Origin of the sequence: Ruminococcus sp. AM43-6, assembly GCF_003461785.1 — a bacterium.
Taxonomy (GTDB): domain Bacteria; phylum Bacillota; class Clostridia; order Oscillospirales; family Ruminococcaceae; genus Hominimerdicola; species Hominimerdicola aceti.
On record NZ_QTXU01000001.1, the window covers coordinates 15,326 to 34,962 of the forward strand.

Genomic DNA, 19,637 nt, shown 5'->3' on the forward strand with positions numbered 1-19,637 from the left:
ATTTCACGGGATATACACAATCGTGTTTTATAATGTATAGTAACGAAAACCTAAGGAGTGCCTATGTTCGGATATGTCCGCCCTTTCAAACCCTATATGCGAATGTTTGAATATGATATCTATAAAGCTGTCTATTGCGGACTCTGTAAGGATATGGGCAGGCGCTATGGCTTTGTGACACGCTTTACCCTTAGCTACGATTTCGCATTTCTCTCCCTTATGGATCTCTCTGTGAGGGGAGTGAAGCTTGACGCAGAAAAGCAACGCTGTATCGCACACCCTCTTAAAAAGACCATGTGCGCAAAGTGTACCTGTAATCTTAAATATACGTCCTCAGCCGCCGTGATACTCACATATCATAAGCTCCGTGACGATATAGCCGATAAAGGGCTAAAAGGCAAGCTTGCCGCATTTGCACTTCTGCCTTTTTTCAAAAAGCCCTATAAGAAGGCGGCTCGCCTTTATCCGGATCTTGCCCCTGCCGTTGAAAACGCAATGGAATTGCAAAATAAAATAGAGCGTGAAAAAACAGCAGGCATCGACCTTGCCTGCGAGCCTACCGCACTTATGATGCAAGCCGTTGCAGGCGGACTTACAAGCAAGCATGACCAACGCCGACCGCTCCTTGAACGATTCGGCTACCTCCTCGGCAGATTTATCTATATCTGCGACGCTCTTGACGACCTGCCCGACGACCACGAGAGTGAAAGCTACAATCCGCTCCTTGCAAAATTTCCAACCACCGAGGGCATAAATGCGGACTATCTCAAAAAAGTTCACGCCTTTTGTGATGACAGCATAAACTTCACACTGGGGGAAATGGCAGATATCTATGTGAAGCTCGACCTTGAGCGATATCGTGATATACTTGATAATATCGTGTATCTTGGACTTAAAAATGTCTATACTCAAATAAGAAGCGGAAAATTCCGCAATAACAGGAAAGGAAATAACGATCAATGATCTCCAAAGACCCTTACAAAATTTTAGGCGTATCCCCAACAGCTTCAGACGCTGAAATAAAATCAGCTTATAAAGAGCTTGTGAAAAAATATCACCCCGACCAGTATCAGGATAACCCCCTAGCTGACGTAGCTGAGGAGAAAATGTCCGAGATAAACGCCGCCTACGATCAGATCATGACCTCAAGACGTGGGGGAGGATACCAGTCCGCAGAAAGCGGCTATGACGGCTATGCCTCTTCGCAGGGCTTTGACTCAGGCTATATCAGAAGCCTTATCCAAAGCGGAAGCTACACACAGGCAGACCAGATACTTGATAACGTGTCCTCCTCGGAAAGAAATGCCGAGTGGTATTTCCTCAAAGGCACTATCTGCCACCGCAGAGGCTGGCTCAATGAGGCTTATAACAACTTCACAAGAGCCGTCCAGCTCGACCCAAATAACATGGAGTATCAAAGCGTGTTAGCCCAGATGAACAGACAGCGAAGCGGCTATATGAGCGGCAACCCAACTCAGGGCTACCGAGCAGGCGGCATGAGCGGCCCTGACTGCTGTTCCTCACTTTGCTGTGCAGACTGCTGCTGTGAAATGATGGGCGGCGACCTTATACCGTGCTGCTAAAGACCCATGAGAAATAAAATAGCTTTTCGAGTGGCGCTTGGCGGCATATGCTCTGCTGTCTGCCTGCTTTTGATGTTTTCAAGCAGCTTTTTGCCCATGCTCGATTATACTATCCCTACCTTCGCAGGCTTCATGATGGTTGTGATGATAGTGGAGGTGGATAAAAACTGGGCGATAGCCACCTATTGCGCAGTGAGCCTGCTGAGCATTTTCGTGACTCCAAATTACGAAGCAACCCTGCTTTTCATATTGTTCATGGGGTATTATCCAATACTTAAATATTATCTCGACCAAAAGAAAAACCGCCTGTTGGTGTGGGCAATAAAGCTTGCAGTGTTCAATGTGGCGATAGTCATATTCTTTTTGGCTTTTCAGTATATCTTTACTTCGGTGGATATGCTCGAGGGCATGGAGATGTTTGGCAAGTATGCCGTGCTTGTTCTGTGGGCGGCGGCAAACCTGTTTTTCTTTATTTATGACTATGCCCTCACACAGCTGACAGATATGTACATAAATTGGTTTAGGAAAAAAATACTCAGAAGAAAATGACGGTGACGTTTTTATGAACGAAGAACAAGAGAAAGAAATATTAAACGAGGCGAAAATACAAACTGCAAGGCACAAGAAAAAAATACAGATAATAAGCCTTGTTGCAATAATAGCGGTCATAGTAATGGCTACAGTGGCGTGTATACCTCTTATAAAAGCACTTCACAGCGAGGCAGGTATTGCGGCCTTGGAGCGTAAACTAGATAACTACAGTGGCATTGTGGGAGTGCTTATCTTTACTTTCATACAAGCTCTTCAAGTGGTCATAGCGGTCATACCGCCTATACAAGTGGTTGGTGGAGTGCTGTTCGGCTGGTTCTGGGGCGGTTTGCTATCATTCTTAGGTACGCTCCTTGGCACAATGGCAATATTCGTGCTTGTGAAAAAATTTGGCAGACCGATAGTGGAAGCCTTTGTTGACGAGAAACAGCTAAAAAAATTCAAATTCCTGCAAAATGAGAAAAAGCTAACCGTTATCCTTATAATCCTCTATCTCATACCGGGAATACCCAAGGACGTTATCTCATATATCGTCCCCCTGACTCCCATAAGCAAGAAGGATTTTTTCTATTATGTCATGCCTTGCAGACTTCCAGCAATAATGCTCTCCACGATTTTGGGGAGCAATGTAAAAAGCGGTAACTTCACGGTTGCTCTTGTGGTGCTTGGAGTAGCTCTAGTAGCAGGTATCGTTGGCTTTTTGTTTAAAGATGTTATAGTGAATAAAATGAAACAACATAAGAAGAACAAATAAGTAAAGTTGCACAAAGTTGAAATTAGATGAAAAAAATATAAAAAAGTGCTTGACAAAAGGCTCTTGTAGTGGTATAATAAATATCGTTGATTGAGCGGTAAGCTTGAAAGACCACCAAAACGCCTGGTCAGGCAGTATGCGGGTGTAGTTCAGTGGTAGAACTCCAGCCTTCCAAGCTGGTCATGTGGGTTCGATTCCCATCACCCGCTCCAATATATCTTAAACTTTTATCCGAGTTTGAGATATTAATGAGTACAGTATGCGTCATTAGCTCAGTTGGATAGAGCAACCGCCTTCTAAGCGGTAGGTCACTGGTTCGAATCCAGTATGGCGTACCATTAAACTCGTTCCAGATGAAAATCTGCTGCGAGTATTTTCTTCTAATATGTATGGTGGGTATAGCGTAGCTGGCCTAACGCGTCAGTTTGTGGCACTGAAGACCGTGAGTTCGAATCTCACTACCCACCCCACTGAATACGTTCTGTGTTAAGCAGAGCGTATTTTTTTGTTTACATATCGCAGGGCGACCTTTGGTCGCTCGTTTTTTATGTACCACTGACAATGACCTATATCCTACCGACTTGGATCATTATATCCCGCCTGCAAATAGACAGAAAAAGGGCGGCAACTTAAAAGCTGCCGCCCCGATCCAGAGGTTATATATTTTATAAAGCGAAATTTTTGTTGTAAACAGCCTCGGCTATCCTGAATGTTTCGTCATCAAGTGCAGGAACAGCGTCAGCAGTGATCAAGGCGGCACCTCTCTCAAAAGCGTCCTCCGCAATGCCATCGGCACCATGCTGAATAACAACGCTTCTTAACTCAGAGCAATCCACGAAAGCCTTTGCACCAAGCTTCTTCACGGATGATGGGATAACAACTTCTCTCAAAGTCTTACAGCCACGGAAAGCCTCGCTTCCAACATAAGCGATCTTGCCTGATATCCTCACCGTCTTAACTACAGTATTCTGAGCAAACGCTCTCTTGCCTATCCTGCTAACGGAATCAGGAAGATAAACGCTCTCGAGCTTCTCACAAAGTGCAAATGCACACTCGCCTATCTTTCTTACAGATCCTGCGAACTCAACCTTTTTCAGAGCAGAGCAGCCGAAGAATGCGTAGTCGCCAACAGCCTCGATTCCAAATGGTATAGAGATCGCTTCCAGACCTGAGCAGAATGTGAAAGCATTCTCTGCGATCTCGATCATAGCTGACGGTATCTCAAGCTCTCTCAGAGAAATGCAGTTCTGGAAAGCTCCGTTTCCTATGGAAACTATATTTTCATTAAGACAAATTTCTTTCATTGAAGAGCAGAAACCAAATGCAGACTCACCGATCTCTCTTACGCTCTCGGGTAGGTCAGCTCTCTCCAAACTGTCGCAATTGTAGAATGTGAATGGCAGTATCCTTTCCACACCATCAGGTATAGTCGCAAATCTCAGAGATTCACAACCGCAGAATGCCATCTCACCAATAAACCTTACGCTCTCAGGTATAGTCACATTCACCAGTGAACAGCATTTGTAAAATGCTTTTCTTCCGATGATAACAACGTCCTTTGAGATAACAGCACATTTAAGGTCGTAAAGATGTGCGAAAGCACCGCCTGCAACAGCTATGACCTTTTTGCCACGAAGCTCAAAAGGAAGCTCCAGCACTTCGATATGGCTGTCACCGCAGTATCCAGTGATAATACACATATCGTCAGCCGTAACATATTTAAAACAGCCCGAGATCTTCTCGCTGCTGATACTGCTGCTTGCAGTTACACCAACGCTCTCAAGTGCTTTTTTGAAACCATTGTCGCCCATAAAATTAATGCTTTTCATCAGCGTGACCTCCATTATACCCACTATAAATATATATCTCGTAACTGAACTTAAACGTTTTCTGTATTTTCTAATGAAATTATACTACAGTAAACTATGTTTGTCAATGGTATTCGCAATATTTTATTTATAAAAAATTAATTTTCAGAACTTTTTCACTGATTGTGAACGGCTTTTTTGTCACTTTTCACAATTAATTTACGCAAAATAATTTTAGTTTTCACATATCGTTCTCAATCTTTGAGAATGCTGTAATTTTATAGCAGCAAACGTTTTCGCAAGTGATGCAAAAGACTAATACCAATTTATAGAATTTGCTTGATTAAATCGACCAAATCATAAGACGATGTTTTTCATGTGTTTGTAAGATTATCATAAATTATATTTATATAATATTAATAAAGAATGATATGTCGTTCATGATAATGAAAGAAAACACCAACAACTGCATTAAAATAGGAGATTAATATACTAGCAATAAACAAAAATGTATAATACTATCATAAAGGTTTACAAAATAGAAACTTAATTATTACAGATTGTAATAATTTACGGTGTATAATAGTATAAATAAAATCGTATAAGTACATGAATACAAAAACTGGAAAGGACTGATCCGTTATCAACATAATAAGAAAAATAACAGCAGTAATAATTTCATCAGTTATAATGATAAGCTTTGTGGCATTTGCACCGCAGGGATCCGCTAAGACTTATGTGAATGTTATAACAGCTTCTGCTGCTGACTCGATGACAAAACCTGTTTTGATAAAAAGACAAGCGTATTCAAACAAAATAGAAGCAGGAGTAAAAAATCTCACCAGCTTTTCATCAAAGACTACATTTGAGGTCTATGTAAACGGACGCTATGTAAGAAAATATACATGGCAGGCACTTAAAAAGGATAACTATATAAATATAACCGATGACGGCAAGCTTTATCTTAAAGCTTCCACAAAATATAAAGTCACTGTCAAAGCGGTAAACGGCAGTGCCAAGTCAGAGTCATCGGTCCTCAACGTAAAGACAGCAGCAAAAACATACTATCATATAGATAAAAACGTTCAGCTTTATAGCTTTAAAAACGGTAAGTTCAAGAAATCCTCAAAAACAAAAGCCTCTGTGGCTGTGTCGGGTATTCTCACTACCGATAAAAATAAGCGTGTGGCAGGTAAGAACAAGAATATCGGCGGAGCAAATTATGTCCTTATCAATGAAGGCGATCATAAGGGTAAGTACGTCAAGGTAGGAAAAGGTGTGAGGCGTACACCTGAGAGAAAAGCAAGAATAAAAACAGCCGTTGATTATGCCGCAAGCATGAACGGCGGAAGATATGTCTGGGGCGGAACAAAGTATAAGGCAACGGACTGCTGTGGATTGACAATGCAAGCCTATAGAAAAGCCGGTGTGAATATGTATAACAGCGTATATTCGCAGGCGAAAATGGGAAAAGCAGTGTCTTTGAAGAATATAGAAGCAGGCGACCTGATAATCTGTAATAACTATGGCCATGTAGCAATGTATATAGGCGGTGGGAAAATAGTCCATGCCATGAGTACATATTATGGGATCAGAATACAGCCACTTGCAAATATCAAGTATTGCGGAAAGATAAACACTATCAGGAGAATACTGTAATGCAGAGCAATCTTGCGGCATAACAAACTGTCGAATAACTGTAGGGGCTGGCGCCCTCGACAGCCCGATTTTGTTTGCTCGATAATACTTGCGATATCTGCACAATTTTTCCTTGACAATCTCGCTGACCAGTGTTATAATAAAAAAGCAGAAAAACTGCGAAAAATCGAATAAAGTTTGCAGGGGGACCCAAGCGAAAACGCTGGGTTGAGAAGGTAAAACCTGACCCTTTGAACCTGTTGGTCAAGACCAGTGTAGGAAGCAAGTTTTGTGTAAATTTACCTCCTGCATGGTCAGGAGGTTTTTTTGTTTCCCCTTTTCCATAAGAAAGGAATAAAGTATGTTAAAATGTTTGTCAGTGGCAGGCTCGGATTGCTCCGGTGGCGCAGGTATACAAGCCGACCTTAAAGCTTTCAGCGCTAATGAAACTTTCGGCATGAGCGTTATTACCTCTGTCGTCGCTGAAAATACTACCCGTGTGCTGTCTGTTTTCAACGTACCCGTTGAGGAGATACAAAAACAGATAGACGCTGTGTTTGAGGATATCCACGTCGATGCCGTAAAACTCGGTATGCTCCCAACTGCCGAAATTATTTCAGCGGTTGCAGATAAGCTTAATGAGTATAGACCAAGTATTATCGTCTGCGATCCCGTCATGGTCGCTACAAGCGGCGACGCTCTCTCTGAGGGCGGAACTGTTTCCGCCATGAGGGAAAAGCTCTTTCCTATAGTTACGCTCCTTACACCGAATATCCCCGAAGCCGAAGCTATCTCAGGCTTGGAGATAAAGAATGAAAACCATATGGAAAAAGCCGCAAGGATAATAATGGATATGGGCGTAAAAAACGTCCTCGTCAAAGGCGGTCATCTCACCGGCGACGCTGTGGATTATCTCTGTACCCCAGAGGGCGTTCATAAGCTTGCCTGCAAGCGTGTTGATTCGCCTAATACCCATGGCACAGGCTGTACTCTGTCATCTGCCATAACTGCAAACCTTGCCCACGGTATGGATATGCTCTCCGCTGTAACAAAGGCGAAAAACTATATCACCGCGGCAATAGAAAAATCATTCACAGTGGGCAAAGGACATAGCCCCGTTAATCACTTTTATGACTATTACGATTTGAAAGGAACTGTTCTATGAGAAATTATAAAACTCAAATGGAAGCCGCTAAAAAGGGTATCGTTACCCCTGAAATGGAAACAGTGGCTAAGAAAGAAAATATGGACGTAAACGAGCTTATGGCTCTTGTTGCAGCAGGTCAGGTGGCGATCCCTGCCAACGTGAACCATACTGCTCTCTCTGCCGAGGGTATCGGTAAAGGTCTTAAAACTAAGATAAACGTAAATCTCGGTATCTCAGGGGACGCTAAGAATTATGACATTGAGATGCAGAAAGTGGATATGGCTATCAAGTTCGGCGCTGAAGCTATCATGGATCTGTCAAACTACGGCAAGACCAATACTTTCAGAAAAGAGCTAGTAGCAAAGTCGCCTGCCATGATAGGCACTGTTCCTATGTATGACGCTATCGGCTACCTCGATAAAGACCTCCTTGAGATATCCGCTCAGGACTTTCTTAAGGTAGTAAAAGCCCATGCAGAAGAGGGCGTTGACTTTATGACTATCCACGCAGGTATCAACAGACGTGCAATCGAAGCTTTCAGACGTGAGGGAAGAAAAATGAATATCGTTTCCCGTGGCGGTTCACTGCTCTTCGCATGGATGATGATGACAGGCAATGAAAACCCATTTTTTGAGTATTATGACGAGGTGCTTGAAATACTCAGAGAGTATGACGTTACTATCTCACTTGGCGACGCACTCCGTCCGGGATGTCTTGCAGACGCTTCCGACGCCGCTCAGATCTCCGAGCTTATCGAGCTTGGCAACCTCACAAAGAGAGCGTGGGAAAAGGACGTTCAGGTAATGGTAGAGGGTCCGGGTCATATGGCAATGAACGAGATCGCCGCAAATATGATAATGGAAAAGAAGATATGCCACGGCGCGCCTTTCTATGTACTTGGACCTCTGGTAACAGATATCGCACCGGGTTATGACCATATCACATCAGCCATCGGCGGAGCAATAGCCGCAGCAAGCGGTGCAGACTTCCTCTGCTATGTTACCCCTGCCGAGCATCTCAGACTTCCTGACGTTGACGACGTTAAGGAGGGCATTATCGCCAGCAAGATAGCAGCCCATGCCGCAGATATCGCAAAGGGCGTAAAGGGTGCAAGAGATATGGACGATAAAATGGCAGCGGCACGTCACAAAATGGATTGGGACGAAATGTTCGAGATAGCACTTGACGGTGAAAAGGCAAGAAGATTCTTTGAGCAGACCCCACCTGCTGACAGACACACCTGCTCAATGTGCGGCAAGATGTGTGCCGTTAGAACAACAAACATGATACTCGAGGGCAAAGAGGTGAAATTCTGCTCAGAGAAGTAGAAAACTGGATGCAGGGGCGAACAGCGTTCGCCCGCATGATATAAAAATTGAATGTCAGCTCGACAATTGTACGAAAAATCGGACAATTACATGAGAGCAGATATAAAAAGAATGTAATGTGCAAGAGGAGCGTCTTGCGAACTTTTTCATAAAAAGTATTCAGCGAGGGAACCCGTGTTTCGGGGTGAGAGGGTGCAATGGAGCACCGACCGAAAATAATTTACGTCAGATCGTGAGCGGATAGCATAGCCACGGTCTGTGCGCCGCTGGATAACTTGCTCTTTTTCGTTCGGCGGTGCGATACGATATGGAGGAATAAAAATGAAAAAGACAAACATTCACAAATTGGTATTCGCAGCAGTATTGGTAGCCCTTGCAGTGGTAGGCTCGCTCATCTCGTTCCCTATCGGCGCTTCAAAGTGCGCACCTGTTCAGCACCTTGTAAACATAATCGGTGCAGTTTTCCTTGGACCTGCATGGGCAGTGGGCGTTGGCTTCACAGCCGCACTTCTCAGAAATCTTCTGGAACTTGGCTCTCTCCTTGCGTTCCCGGGCTCAATGGTTGGCGCATTCGTTGCAGGTATGCTCTATAAGTACATAAAGAAGCTCCCTGCCGCTTATGTCGGCGAACTTTTCGGCACATCAGTCCTCGGTGGACTTCTTGCATACCCTGTTGCAAGATTTCTCGTTGGCGCACCAGCCGCAGCAATAACAGTTTATATCCTGCCTTTCTTTGTAAGCTGTGCAGGCGGTACAGTTCTTGCTATCGTTATCGTTACAGCTCTTAAAAAGGCAAAAGTATTTGATAATTTCCTTGGCTTCTCAAAGGAGGCAAGAGCATAATGGGCACTATAATTGAAAGCTGTGCGAAAGCAGCAGACAAGGTAAGAGATATATGCCCTTTGGTGCACTGTATCACAAATTATGTTACTGTAAATGACGTTGCAAACTGCATTCTCGCCATTGGCGCTTCACCTATCATGGCAGACGATATCGCAGAAGCCGCAGATATAACTTCTATCTCAAAGGCTCTCGTTATAAACATGGGTACTCTCAATGCAAGAACGGTCGAGTCAATGGTAGCTGCTGGAAAGAAAGCCAACGAGCTTGGCGTTCCTGTGGTTTTTGACCCGGTTGGAGCTGGCGCATCAAATTTCAGAAATGAAACTGCAAAGCGTATACTTGAAAATGTGAAGGTAAGCATACTCAGAGGAAATCTTTCTGAAATGTCATATCTTGCAGGACTAGAAGTTTCCACAAAGGGTGTTGACACCTCGGAAGCTGACGAGAAAAACGACCCTGTTTCCGTTGCGAAAAAAACAGCCGCAAAGTATAACTGCGTTGCAGCTATCACAGGTGCGGTGGATACAATAACAGACGGAAAAAGAGTAGCAAGGATCTCTAACGGTCACCCATATCTTTCAAAGGTAACAGGCACAGGCTGTATGACAACAGGACTTGTAGGCTCATTCGCAGGTGCTTGCGACGATATGTATACCGCCGCTGTAACAGGCATTGCAAGCATGGGCGTAGCAGGCGAATTCGCATATGAAAATGCTGGAGAGATAGGCTCAGGAAGTTTCCATATTTCTATCATTGACGCAATCAGCAAAATGAATAGTCAGGTGTTTGCGGCTAAGGCTAAGATAGAAGAAGTTTAGTATTGCAATATTTCAGATCTAGTGGTATCATATCAATGTGATGCCACTAAATTTTATGTGGTTATGTTGCTTGCGGGGGCGAACAGTGTTCGTCCGTTTGCACTGCATATTATACTTTTCATACAAAGGAGAATGAAAAATGACCGTAAGATTTGCTTGTGAAAAGGATATACCGCAAATGAACAGCTTGCTCTATCAGGTAGAGAGAGTTCATCAGCAGGGCAGACCTGACCTTTTTAAAGAGGGTGCGAAAAAGTATACTGATAACGAGCTTAAAGATATGCTCAAGGATAAAACTAAGCCTATATTTGCCGCAGTTGATGAAAATGATGTGATGAAGGGCTACGCTTTTTGTGTGTTTCAGGAGCATAAGGGCGACAATGTTCTCACGGATATAAAGACTTTGTATATCGACGATCTGTGCGTTGATGAAAATTGCAGAGGTCTGCATATCGGCTCGGTGCTTTACGAGGCGGTGAAGAAATTCGCTAAGGAGCAGGGCTGTTATAATGTTACTCTCAACGTGTGGGAGTGTAATCCATCGGCAAGAAAATTTTACGAAAAAGCAGGGTTGAAGCCATACAAGACAGGTATGGAAGTTATTTTATGATAAAAGATAAGAGGGTAAAAAAATGGACAAATCGAAAATTGACTACACGCTTTATCTCTGCACTGACCGTGGACTTATGTCCTGCGAAACTATCGAGCAGTCGGTAGAGGAGGGCGTAAAAGGCGGCTGTACAGTTATCCAGCTAAGAGAAAAGGACTGCACTTCAAGAGAGTTCTATGAGCTTGCAGTCAGAGTAAAAAAGATAACGGACAAATACAATGTGCCGCTTATCATCAACGACAGACTTGATATTGCACAGGCTGTTGACTGTGCGGGCGTTCATCTGGGACAGAGCGATATGCCATGTGCAGTTGCAAGAAAAATCCTCGGTGAGGACAAGATAATAGGTATTTCTGCGGCAACTCTTGAAGAAGCTAAAAAAGCACAGGCAGACGGTGCAGATTACCTTGGCGTTGGTGCAATGTATGCCACCAACACAAAGACAGACGCAAGAGCTGTCACAAAGGAACAACTTGTAGAAATAAGAGCCGCTGTGGATATCCCTATCGTGATAATAGGCGGAGTTAATCAAAAAACTGTGCCGAACTTTAAGGGTATGGGTATTGACGGCGCTGCGGTAGTTTCTGCGGTGGTATCTCAGCCTGATATTGAAAAGGCGGCAAAGGATCTTCGTGAGCTTTGCGAGGATTGCTTCGGAAGATAAGATGTTGAACGGGCGGTTATTTAGACCGTCCGTTTTTTGTTTTAAAAAAATGTATGATTTTGTCTTTCGATTTTACACAAATTATACATTGCGCTATTGACGATTAAGTTAAAATCGGTTATAATAAATGAAAAAGCTTTGTTTTTTGGATTAAAACGCTAATGCGTTGAAATAGTAATGTATGTTAGGAGAGTAAAAATGAAAAAAACTAAGATCGTATGCACTATCGGACCTTCCACAGATGACGAAAACATTATGCGTGAGCTTATGAAAAACGGCATGGACGTTGCGAGATTCAATTTCTCACACTCTGACCACAGTGTTCATAAGGCTCGTTTTGAAACTGTATGCAAGCTAAGGGAAGAACTTGGCGTTAATATTGCAACTCTTCTTGATACAAAAGGACCTGAGGTAAGACTTAAAAACTTTAAGGATCACAAGCCTGTTACTATCAAGGACGGCGATACATTCACACTTACCACAAGAGAAGTGGAGGGCGACGAAACTATCTGCTCTGTCACATTCCCACAGCTTCCAAAGGACGTTTCTGTAGGCACTAGAATACTTATCAATGACGGAAATATCGAGCTGAAAGCTACCAGAGTTGACAGCACTGACATCGTCTGCGAAGTTATCCACGGCGGAGTTGTTTCCGACCACAAGGGTATCAACGTTCCTGATGTGAACCTTTCTATGCCTTACATTTCTGACGCTGATATGGCTGACCTTGAATTTGGCGCAAAAATGGGATTTGACTATATCGCTGCTTCATTCGTAAGAACAGGCGCTGACGTTATTTATCTTAGAAAATTTACCCAGAGCCTTGGCTGGTTCAATCCTAGAATCATCGCTAAGATAGAAAACGCTCAGGGTGTTGCTAATATTGACGAGATCCTTGACGCTGCTGACGGAATAATGGTAGCAAGAGGAGATATGGGCGTTGAGATACCTTTCGAGCAGATACCTGCTATCCAGAAAGAGCTTATCAGAAAAGCCTACAACGCAGGCAAGAACGTTATCACAGCAACTCAGATGCTGGAGTCTATGATAACAAACGCACGTCCTACAAGAGCCGAGATAACCGACGTTGCAAACGCTATTTATGACGGCTCGTCTGCTATAATGCTTTCAGGGGAAACTGCCGCAGGTAAATATCCTGTTGAGGCTGTCAAGACCATGAGCCTTATTGCAGAAACGACCGAAAAGGATATCGACTATATCTCACGTTTCAAGAAAAGAGCAGACGAGAGAAATTCATCTATCACTGACGCTATCTCACACGCTACTGTTACAACTGCCCATGACCTTAATGCTGTAGCGATCCTGACAGTAACAAAGGGCGGAACAACAGCAAGAACGCTTTCAAAATTCCGTCCGAACTGTCCTATAATCGCACTTACAACTGACGATACAACATATCATCAGCTCAGCCTTTCATGGGGTATCAGAGCAGGCGTTATCGAAGAGAAAACAAACACTGACGAACTCATCAGACACGCTCTGGAGCGTTCTGTGGAGCTTGGCTATCTGAAGAAGGGCGACCTTGTTGTTATTACAGCAGGAGTACCGCTTGGAATGAGCGGAACGACAAATCTGCTCAAAGTCGAGAGAGCGTAGTTTTTAAGTGAGGAGTGAGGAATGGCAGCGCCATACCGAGCAAATCACCAACACAAAGTAAAAGCACACACGAGCGAAGCGAGTAAAAGGTACAGGGCAAAGCCCTGTCGGAGCTTGAGGCAGAGCCTCTATAGGTGCAAGCCTACTAAGCGGTGCAGAAAAGCAATAGAATAATTGCAAAAAAATCAATTACAAAGCGGTGTCAGAGCGGAATGCTCTGCACCGCTTTTGTTGTAAAAAATGTTTGGACTTTTTTGGAGGCGATCACTTTTTTTATTCAAATAATTTTCCGTGAATTGGGTAACCGATTCTAACATATGAAAGAAGTATGGCGTAAGAGTAATATTTCTGAATGTGACTTGACTTTGATTTTGAAGTATGTTATTATTTTAACATACGAGCGGTAGTATTATTAATAGGTATGCAATACTGAATATTGAGGTAATATGTGCTGCCCGAAATCTTATGTCAGGAGAGTATAAAATGGAAAGACAGTTTTATGACGAATGGGAAGGCTTTAAGCCCGGCAGATGGTCAAACACTTCTATCAATCTTCGTGATTTTATCCAGAAGAACTTCACACCATATGACGGTGACGACAGCTTCCTTACAGGCCCTACAGAAGCAACTACTAAGCTCTGGGAACAGGTAATGGAGCTTTCAAAGAAGGAGAGAGAAGCCGGCGGTGTTCTCGATATGGACACTAAGATCGTTTCTACTATCACCTCACACGGCCCTGGTTACCTTAACAAGGATCTTGAAAAGATCGTTGGTTTCCAGACTGACAAGCCTTTCAAGCGTTCTCTTCAGCCTTTCGGCGGTATCAGAATGGCTATGAATGCTTGCGAGCAGAACGGCTACACAGTTGATCCTGAAGTTGTAAAGATCTTTACTGAATATAGAAAAACTCACAATCAGGGTGTTTTTGACGCTTACACACCTGAGATGAAGCTTGCCAGACACGCTGCTATCATCACAGGTCTTCCAGACGCTTACGGCAGAGGAAGGATCATAGGCGACTACAGAAGAGTTGCTCTTTACGGTATAGACTATCTTGTTGAGGACAAGAAGGATCAGCTTGCTACTTCACTGGTAAGAATGACTTCTAAGAACATCAGACTCAGAGAAGAGCTTTCTGAGCAGATCAGAGCCCTTGGCGAACTCAAGAAGCTTGGCGAGATCTATGGCTACGATATCTCACGTCCTGCTAAGAACGCCAAGGAAGCTATCCAGTGGCTGTACTTCGGCTACCTTGCTGCCGTTAAGGAGCAGAACGGTGCTGCAATGTCACTTGGCAGAACTTCTACATTTATCGATATCTACATCAAGAGAGATATGGACAGAGGTATCCTCACAGAGCAGGAGGCTCAGGAGCTTGTTGACCACTTCATCATGAAGCTCAGACTTGTTAAGTTCGCTAGAACACCTGAGTACAACTCACTGTTCTCAGGCGACCCAACTTGGGTAACAGAGTCTATCGGCGGCGTTTCTATCGACGGCGTTCCAATGGTAACAAAGACTTCATTCAGATATCTCCACACACTTGAGAACCTTGGTCCTGCACCAGAGCCAAACATGACAGTTCTGTGGAGCACAAAGCTTCCTTCAAACTTCAAGAAGTTCTGCGCTAAGACTTCTATCAAGACTTCTGCTATCCAGTACGAGAACGACGACCTTATGAGAGTTACACACGGCGACGACTACGCTATCGCTTGCTGTGTATCTTCAATGAGGATCGGTAAGGAAATGCAGTTCTTCGGTGCAAGAGCTAACCTTGCTAAGTGCTTGCTTTATGCTATCAACGGCGGTGTTGACGAAAGACTTAAGATACAGGTAGGTCCTAAGTATCGTCCGGTTACAGGCGATTACCTCGATTATGATGATGTAATGGCTAAGTATGACGATATGATGGAGTGGCTGGCTGGTCTGTATGTAAATACACTGAACGTTATCCACTATATGCACGATAAGTATTCTTATGAGAGAGTTCAGATGGCTCTTCATGACAGAGATGTTAAGAGATACTTCGCTACAGGTATCGCAGGTCTGTCAGTTGTTGCTGACTCACTTTCTGCTATCAAATACGCTAAGGTAAAGTGCATCAGAGATGAGGACGGAATCGTTACAGATTACGAAGTTGAGGGCGATTTCCCTAAGTATGGTAACAACGACGAGAGAGTTGACAAGATCGCAGTTGACCTCGTTAGAACATTCATGGACAAGATCAGAAAGCACCACACATACAGAGATGGTGTTCCTACAATGTCTATCCTTACTATCACATCTAATGTTGTTTATGGTAAGAAGACCGGTTCTACACCTGACGGAAGAAAGATCGGTGTGCCTCTTGCTCCTGGTGCTAACCCAATGCACGGCAGAGATACTCACGGCGCATCTGCTTCACTTTCTTCAGTTGCTAAGCTGCCATTCAGACACGCTCAGGACGGTATCTCAAACACATTCTCTATCATTCCTGACGCTCTTGGCAAGGACGACAAGGTATTCATGGGCGACCTTGATATCGAAAGCATAGCTAAGGAGCTTAACGAAGATGGGGTTTAATGTTAAAAAGGACGAGGACGAGGCTCAGGTAAACGAGCTTGTTGACGTCATTGACAGACTTATGATGGGCGGTCAAGGTCATCTTACGATAGACGTTGACGAAACTGAAGAAGGTCTGAACGTTAAAACTTACAGCACTTCCGATTGTGGCGGTGACGGCAAGACGGCTTGCTGTCAGCCTACAGAAGAGGACGCTGTTGACAGAGATGAAGATTAACTCCCTATTTTAGAAAACGGTGGAGATTCGTTCTCCGCTTGTTTTCCATAAATACTAAGAAAGGAATGTAATACTATGGCAAACTTTGAACCAACAGAGGCACAGGTAGACAACCTTATCGGACTTCTTGACGGATATGCTGAAAAAGGCGGTCATCACCTTAATGTAAATGTACTTAACAGAGAAACTCTTCTGGACGCTCAGGCTCACCCTGAGAAGTATCCACAGCTCACTATCAGAGTTTCAGGCTACGCTGTAAACTTCGTAAAACTTACTAAGGAGCAGCAGGACGACGTTATTTCAAGAACGTTCCACAAGAGCCTTTAATTTGAGCTTTGTCGCATAGAATGAGTTTCTTTGCGGATAATATGCACACGGGCGGTCGGCGTCGTCTTACATGGAACATCTTGTTTTATGTGGATGAGAGCTGCCGCTCGTTTGTTGCTTTTTGCGGATAGGTGTGCGGTGATATAAATTTGTGAGCGAGCAGAAACGGGACGTCGAGGGCGCCGTCCCCCACAGAATGGTTTGTGCAGGCTGAACGGGCGTGCGTTCATGCGAAATAAAAAAGGAGGGATATCCCATGGAGGGATTTATACATTCTACGGAAAGCTTTGGTACGGTGGATGGACCGGGGATAAGGTTTGTTATTTTCTTTCAGGGCTGTCCTATGCGGTGTCTTTACTGCCACAATCCTGATACTTGGAAGATAGGCACGGGTACAAAGAGGACGGTTGAAAGTCTGCTGGCGGAATATGACTCGGTAAAAGAGTTCATGAAAAACGGCGGAATTACCTGCACGGGCGGTGAGCCTTTAGTACAGATAGACTTTGTGACGGAACTTTTTGAAAAGGCTAAGGAAAAGGGGATACACACTTGTCTTGACAGCTCGGGCATCACTTTTACGCCTGACAGCACGGAAAAGTTTGAAAGACTTTGCAAATGCACTGACCTTGTTATGCTGGACATCAAGCACATTGACCGTGAGGAGCACAAAAAGCTTACGGGACACTACAATGACAACATTCTTGCGTTTGCGAAGTTTTTGTCGGAGCATGGTGTGCCTATATGGATACGTCATGTTGTTGTGCCGGGTATCACGGACAAGGAAGAATATCTTTTCAGGCTGGGTGAGTTTATCTCACAGCTCAAGACTTTGAAAGCGCTTGACGTTTTGCCTTATCACACCATGGGCAAGGTAAAGTATGAGCAGCTCGGTATAGATTATCCTCTTGGTGACACGCCGCCTCTTGACAAGGAGGACGCTGTTAAGGCGAGAGATGTTATCATGAGAGGGCTTAAAGCGGCGTTGAAAAAGAGAAAATAGTATTTTAGACGAGTGGGCTTCGGTCTGCTCGTTTTTTTGTGTAAAAGTATATATTTTTCTCGACAAGTTTTTGAAAATATTCTGCATATTTGGATAATTGACGGCAGGCTTAAAATATGGTAAAATGAACGAGTAAGGAATACAGCAATAGAATATTGTTAAGACAGGTTTATATTGGAAACGCACATTCTCTGAATGATAACGAACAACACAGCGTCTGCGAAAGGGCTGTAGGTTTGATATCATAAGGAGGATTTTTTTATGCCAAAGAATTTGTTTCAGGAGATAGTTTTTACGGTGCTGATGGTGTTTGTGATGGTGTACGCCATGATATGCTACAACATTGCACTCAACATGGGCGGAATGTCAAATGCCGTATTTCTCAAGGCTTTTCATGAGCTTGTGATAATGGCTCCGATAGCTTTTGTTCTTGACTTTTTTGCTGTGGGAAAGATAGCAAAGAAAAAGGCTTTCAGCATTGTTGATGTGAGAAAGGATAATCCTTTTCATCTTGTGCTTGCCATATCTGCTATCTCTGTTATTTTTATGTGCCCACTCATGAGCCTTGCGGCTACGCTGCTTTTTAAGGACGCAGGCAAGGAAGTTATTGCGGTATGGTTAGAAACAACGGCTATGAACTTTCCTATGGCTCTTTGCTGGCAGCTTTTCTTTGCAGGTCCTATGGTGAGGTTTGTTTTCGGACTTATTTTCAGAGAACGTGAACAGAAAAGCGGGGCTGTTTCTGCGGCTGCGGAATAAGGTTTTTACGAGTGGACTTCAGTCTGCTCGTTTTTTATTTTACACTGAAAAATAAAAACTAAAAAAAGTGTTAAAAGCCTTTACAAAGGCAGGCGGTTGTGTTATAATAGTAATCGTAAAAATTTGCGTGAAAAAGGAGGAGCTTATAGTGCAGAAGGCGTATCTGATTTTGGAGAACGGTACTATTTTCGAGGGTAAAAGTTTCGGCGCAGCTGGCGAAGCTATTGGCGAAATTGTTTTTACTACGGCTATGACAGGCTATCTCGAAACACTTACTGACCCTAGTTACTACGGACAGATAGTTGTTCAGACATTTCCGTTAATTGGTAACTATGGCGTTATTCCTGAGGATTTTGAAAGTGAATGTCCTCATGTTAAAGCTTATATTGTTAGAGATTGGTGTCAAGAGCCTAGCAACTTCCGTTGTGAGGGTGATCTTGACACTTTTTTAAAGCAGCATAACATCGTAGGTCTTTACGGTATCGACACTCGTCAGCTCACAAAAATAGTTCGTGAGTCGGGTGTTATGAACGGAAAGATCGTTCCTGAGGGATCAAGTTTCGGACTGACAGATCTGAAGAACTACACGATAGTTGAGGCTGTAAAGAACACGACCTGCTCGGAGGAGAAAACATTCGAGCCTGAGGGCGAGGTCAAGAGAAAGGTAGTGCTTTACGATTTCGGTGCAAAGCACAACATTGGAAGAGAGCTTGTTAAGAGAGGCTGCGAGGTAACTGTTGTTCCTGCATACACAAAGGCAGAGAGGATAAAGGAGCTTGCACCTGACGGCATAATGCTTTCAAACGGCCCTGGAGATCCTGCGGAGAATGTGGAGATAATCGAGGAGCTTAAAAAGCTTTCTGAGATGAAGATACCTACATTCGGAATTTGTTTGGGCCATCAGCTTTTGGCGCTTGCACATGGTGCGATGACACACAAGCTGAAGTATGGTCACAGAGGTGCAAACCAGCCTGCTGAGAACACTGAAACAGGCAGAGTTTACATAACATCACAGAACCATGGATATGCAGTAGAGAACGATTCGCTCCCTGAGGGTGAAGCAAAGGTGCTTTATGTAAATGCCAATGACGGCACTTGTGAGGGTATCAGATATCTCAACGAGCCTGCATTTTCTGTACAGTTCCACCCGGAGGCTTGTGGTGGTCCGCATGATACTGACTTCTTGTTTGATGAGTTTATTGAGCTCATTGACACTAACAAGAAATAAGCTCTGATTTTTTGAAGTATAGAAATTATTGATCTCAGTTTCTGCAACAGTAGGGGCGAACAGTGTTCGCCCGTGGCTGACGGAATGTGTTTGATATGACTATTGTAGTGTTCATTATTCGAGCGGCTTTTATATGGGGCGGTCGTGATAGTGAACGGGCGAACGCTGTTCGCCCCTACATTATG

At 43.8% G+C, this 19,637-nt stretch carries 19 protein-coding genes, 3 tRNA genes and 1 riboswitch; of the genes, 21 read left to right on the top strand and 1 reads right to left on the bottom strand.

The window, feature by feature from the left end; all coding sequences use genetic code 11:
* Positions 1-63 precede the first annotated feature (63 nt).
* The 7 genes from DW938_RS00085 (at position 64) to DW938_RS00115 (ending at position 3,356) form a co-directional block, all read left to right on the top strand.
* Positions 64-963 (top strand): DUF5685 family protein, encoded by a 900-nt coding sequence (locus tag DW938_RS00085; RefSeq protein ID WP_118123525.1) that lies wholly within the window; start codon positions 64-66, stop codon positions 961-963.
* The gene (locus DW938_RS00090; protein ID WP_117877998.1) at positions 960-1,583 is read left to right on the top strand and encodes a DnaJ domain-containing protein; all 624 of its coding nucleotides are present in this window, start codon (positions 960-962) and stop codon (positions 1,581-1,583) included. The genes DW938_RS00085 and DW938_RS00090 overlap by 4 nt, the downstream gene beginning before the upstream one ends.
* 6 nt (positions 1,584-1,589) lie before the next feature.
* Positions 1,590-2,132, top strand: coding sequence for a hypothetical protein (locus DW938_RS00095; RefSeq protein ID WP_046439958.1), 543 nt, complete (start codon positions 1,590-1,592; stop codon positions 2,130-2,132).
* Between the two features lie 13 nt (positions 2,133-2,145).
* Positions 2,146-2,886, top strand: coding sequence for a VTT domain-containing protein (locus tag DW938_RS00100; protein ID WP_117878000.1), 741 nt, complete (start codon positions 2,146-2,148; stop codon positions 2,884-2,886).
* A gap of 138 nt (positions 2,887-3,024) precedes the next feature.
* Positions 3,025-3,098, top strand: a tRNA-Gly gene (locus DW938_RS00105).
* A gap of 49 nt (positions 3,099-3,147) precedes the next feature.
* A tRNA-Arg gene (locus tag DW938_RS00110) sits at positions 3,148-3,224 on the top strand.
* 54 nt (positions 3,225-3,278) lie between these two features.
* A tRNA-His gene (locus tag DW938_RS00115) sits at positions 3,279-3,356 on the top strand.
* Between the two features lie 195 nt (positions 3,357-3,551).
* Here DW938_RS00115 and DW938_RS00120 read toward each other — a convergent pair.
* Positions 3,552-4,715 (bottom strand): leucine-rich repeat domain-containing protein, encoded by a 1,164-nt coding sequence (locus DW938_RS00120; protein WP_181984332.1) that lies wholly within the window; start codon positions 4,713-4,715, stop codon positions 3,552-3,554.
* 669 nt (positions 4,716-5,384) lie between these two features.
* Between DW938_RS00120 and DW938_RS00125 the strand changes: the two genes are divergently transcribed.
* The 14 genes from DW938_RS00125 to DW938_RS00190 all read left to right on the top strand — a co-directional run bounded on the left by DW938_RS00125 (position 5,385) and on the right by DW938_RS00190 (position 19,452).
* Entirely contained in the window at positions 5,385-6,353 is a 969-nt protein-coding gene (locus DW938_RS00125) for a C40 family peptidase (RefSeq protein ID WP_117926962.1), read from the top strand.
* Positions 6,354-6,524: 171 nt separating this feature from the next.
* Positions 6,525-6,631, top strand: a riboswitch (TPP riboswitch).
* Positions 6,632-6,693: 62 nt separating this feature from the next.
* Positions 6,694-7,497 carry a bifunctional hydroxymethylpyrimidine kinase/phosphomethylpyrimidine kinase gene (gene thiD / locus DW938_RS00130; protein ID WP_117878006.1) on the top strand — a complete coding sequence of 268 codons (804 nt, stop codon included), beginning with the start codon at positions 6,694-6,696 and terminating at the stop codon, positions 7,495-7,497.
* Positions 7,494-8,807 (top strand): phosphomethylpyrimidine synthase ThiC, encoded by a 1,314-nt coding sequence (thiC, locus tag DW938_RS00135; protein ID WP_118123527.1) that lies wholly within the window; start codon positions 7,494-7,496, stop codon positions 8,805-8,807. The genes thiD and thiC overlap by 4 nt, the downstream gene beginning before the upstream one ends.
* A gap of 321 nt (positions 8,808-9,128) precedes the next feature.
* Positions 9,129-9,650 (top strand): energy coupling factor transporter S component ThiW, encoded by a 522-nt coding sequence (gene thiW / locus DW938_RS00140; protein ID WP_118123528.1) that lies wholly within the window; start codon positions 9,129-9,131, stop codon positions 9,648-9,650.
* Positions 9,650-10,468, top strand: coding sequence for a hydroxyethylthiazole kinase (gene thiM, locus DW938_RS00145; RefSeq protein WP_118123529.1), 819 nt, complete (start codon positions 9,650-9,652; stop codon positions 10,466-10,468). The genes thiW and thiM overlap by 1 nt, the downstream gene beginning before the upstream one ends.
* A gap of 139 nt (positions 10,469-10,607) precedes the next feature.
* The gene (locus DW938_RS00150; protein ID WP_118123530.1) at positions 10,608-11,078 is read left to right on the top strand and encodes a GNAT family N-acetyltransferase; all 471 of its coding nucleotides are present in this window, start codon (positions 10,608-10,610) and stop codon (positions 11,076-11,078) included.
* 22 nt (positions 11,079-11,100) lie between these two features.
* A complete protein-coding gene (gene thiE, locus DW938_RS00155; protein ID WP_117856612.1) occupies positions 11,101-11,742 on the top strand; it encodes a thiamine phosphate synthase in 642 nt (213 codons plus the stop codon).
* Positions 11,743-11,940: 198 nt separating this feature from the next.
* The gene (gene pyk, locus DW938_RS00160; protein ID WP_118123531.1) at positions 11,941-13,359 is read left to right on the top strand and encodes a pyruvate kinase; all 1,419 of its coding nucleotides are present in this window, start codon (positions 11,941-11,943) and stop codon (positions 13,357-13,359) included.
* A gap of 483 nt (positions 13,360-13,842) precedes the next feature.
* Positions 13,843-15,921 carry a formate C-acetyltransferase gene (gene pflB / locus DW938_RS00165; protein WP_117863209.1) on the top strand — a complete coding sequence of 693 codons (2,079 nt, stop codon included), beginning with the start codon at positions 13,843-13,845 and terminating at the stop codon, positions 15,919-15,921.
* Positions 15,911-16,138 (top strand): hypothetical protein, encoded by a 228-nt coding sequence (locus DW938_RS00170; protein WP_117896696.1) that lies wholly within the window; start codon positions 15,911-15,913, stop codon positions 16,136-16,138. The genes pflB and DW938_RS00170 overlap by 11 nt, the downstream gene beginning before the upstream one ends.
* Positions 16,139-16,213: 75 nt before the next feature.
* Complete coding sequence (gene grcA3, locus DW938_RS00175) at positions 16,214-16,465, top strand: autonomous glycyl radical cofactor GrcA3 (protein ID WP_022287416.1); 252 nt, start codon at positions 16,214-16,216, stop codon at positions 16,463-16,465.
* A 256-nt stretch (positions 16,466-16,721) separates the two neighbouring features.
* Complete coding sequence (gene pflA / locus DW938_RS00180; RefSeq protein WP_117878014.1) at positions 16,722-17,465, top strand: pyruvate formate-lyase-activating protein; 744 nt, start codon at positions 16,722-16,724, stop codon at positions 17,463-17,465.
* A 261-nt stretch (positions 17,466-17,726) separates the two neighbouring features.
* Complete coding sequence (locus DW938_RS00185) at positions 17,727-18,224, top strand: DUF2798 domain-containing protein (RefSeq protein WP_118123532.1); 498 nt, start codon at positions 17,727-17,729, stop codon at positions 18,222-18,224.
* A gap of 145 nt (positions 18,225-18,369) precedes the next feature.
* Positions 18,370-19,452, top strand: coding sequence for a carbamoyl phosphate synthase small subunit (locus DW938_RS00190; protein WP_041337647.1), 1,083 nt, complete (start codon positions 18,370-18,372; stop codon positions 19,450-19,452).
* The last annotated feature ends 185 nt before the right edge of the window (positions 19,453-19,637 follow it).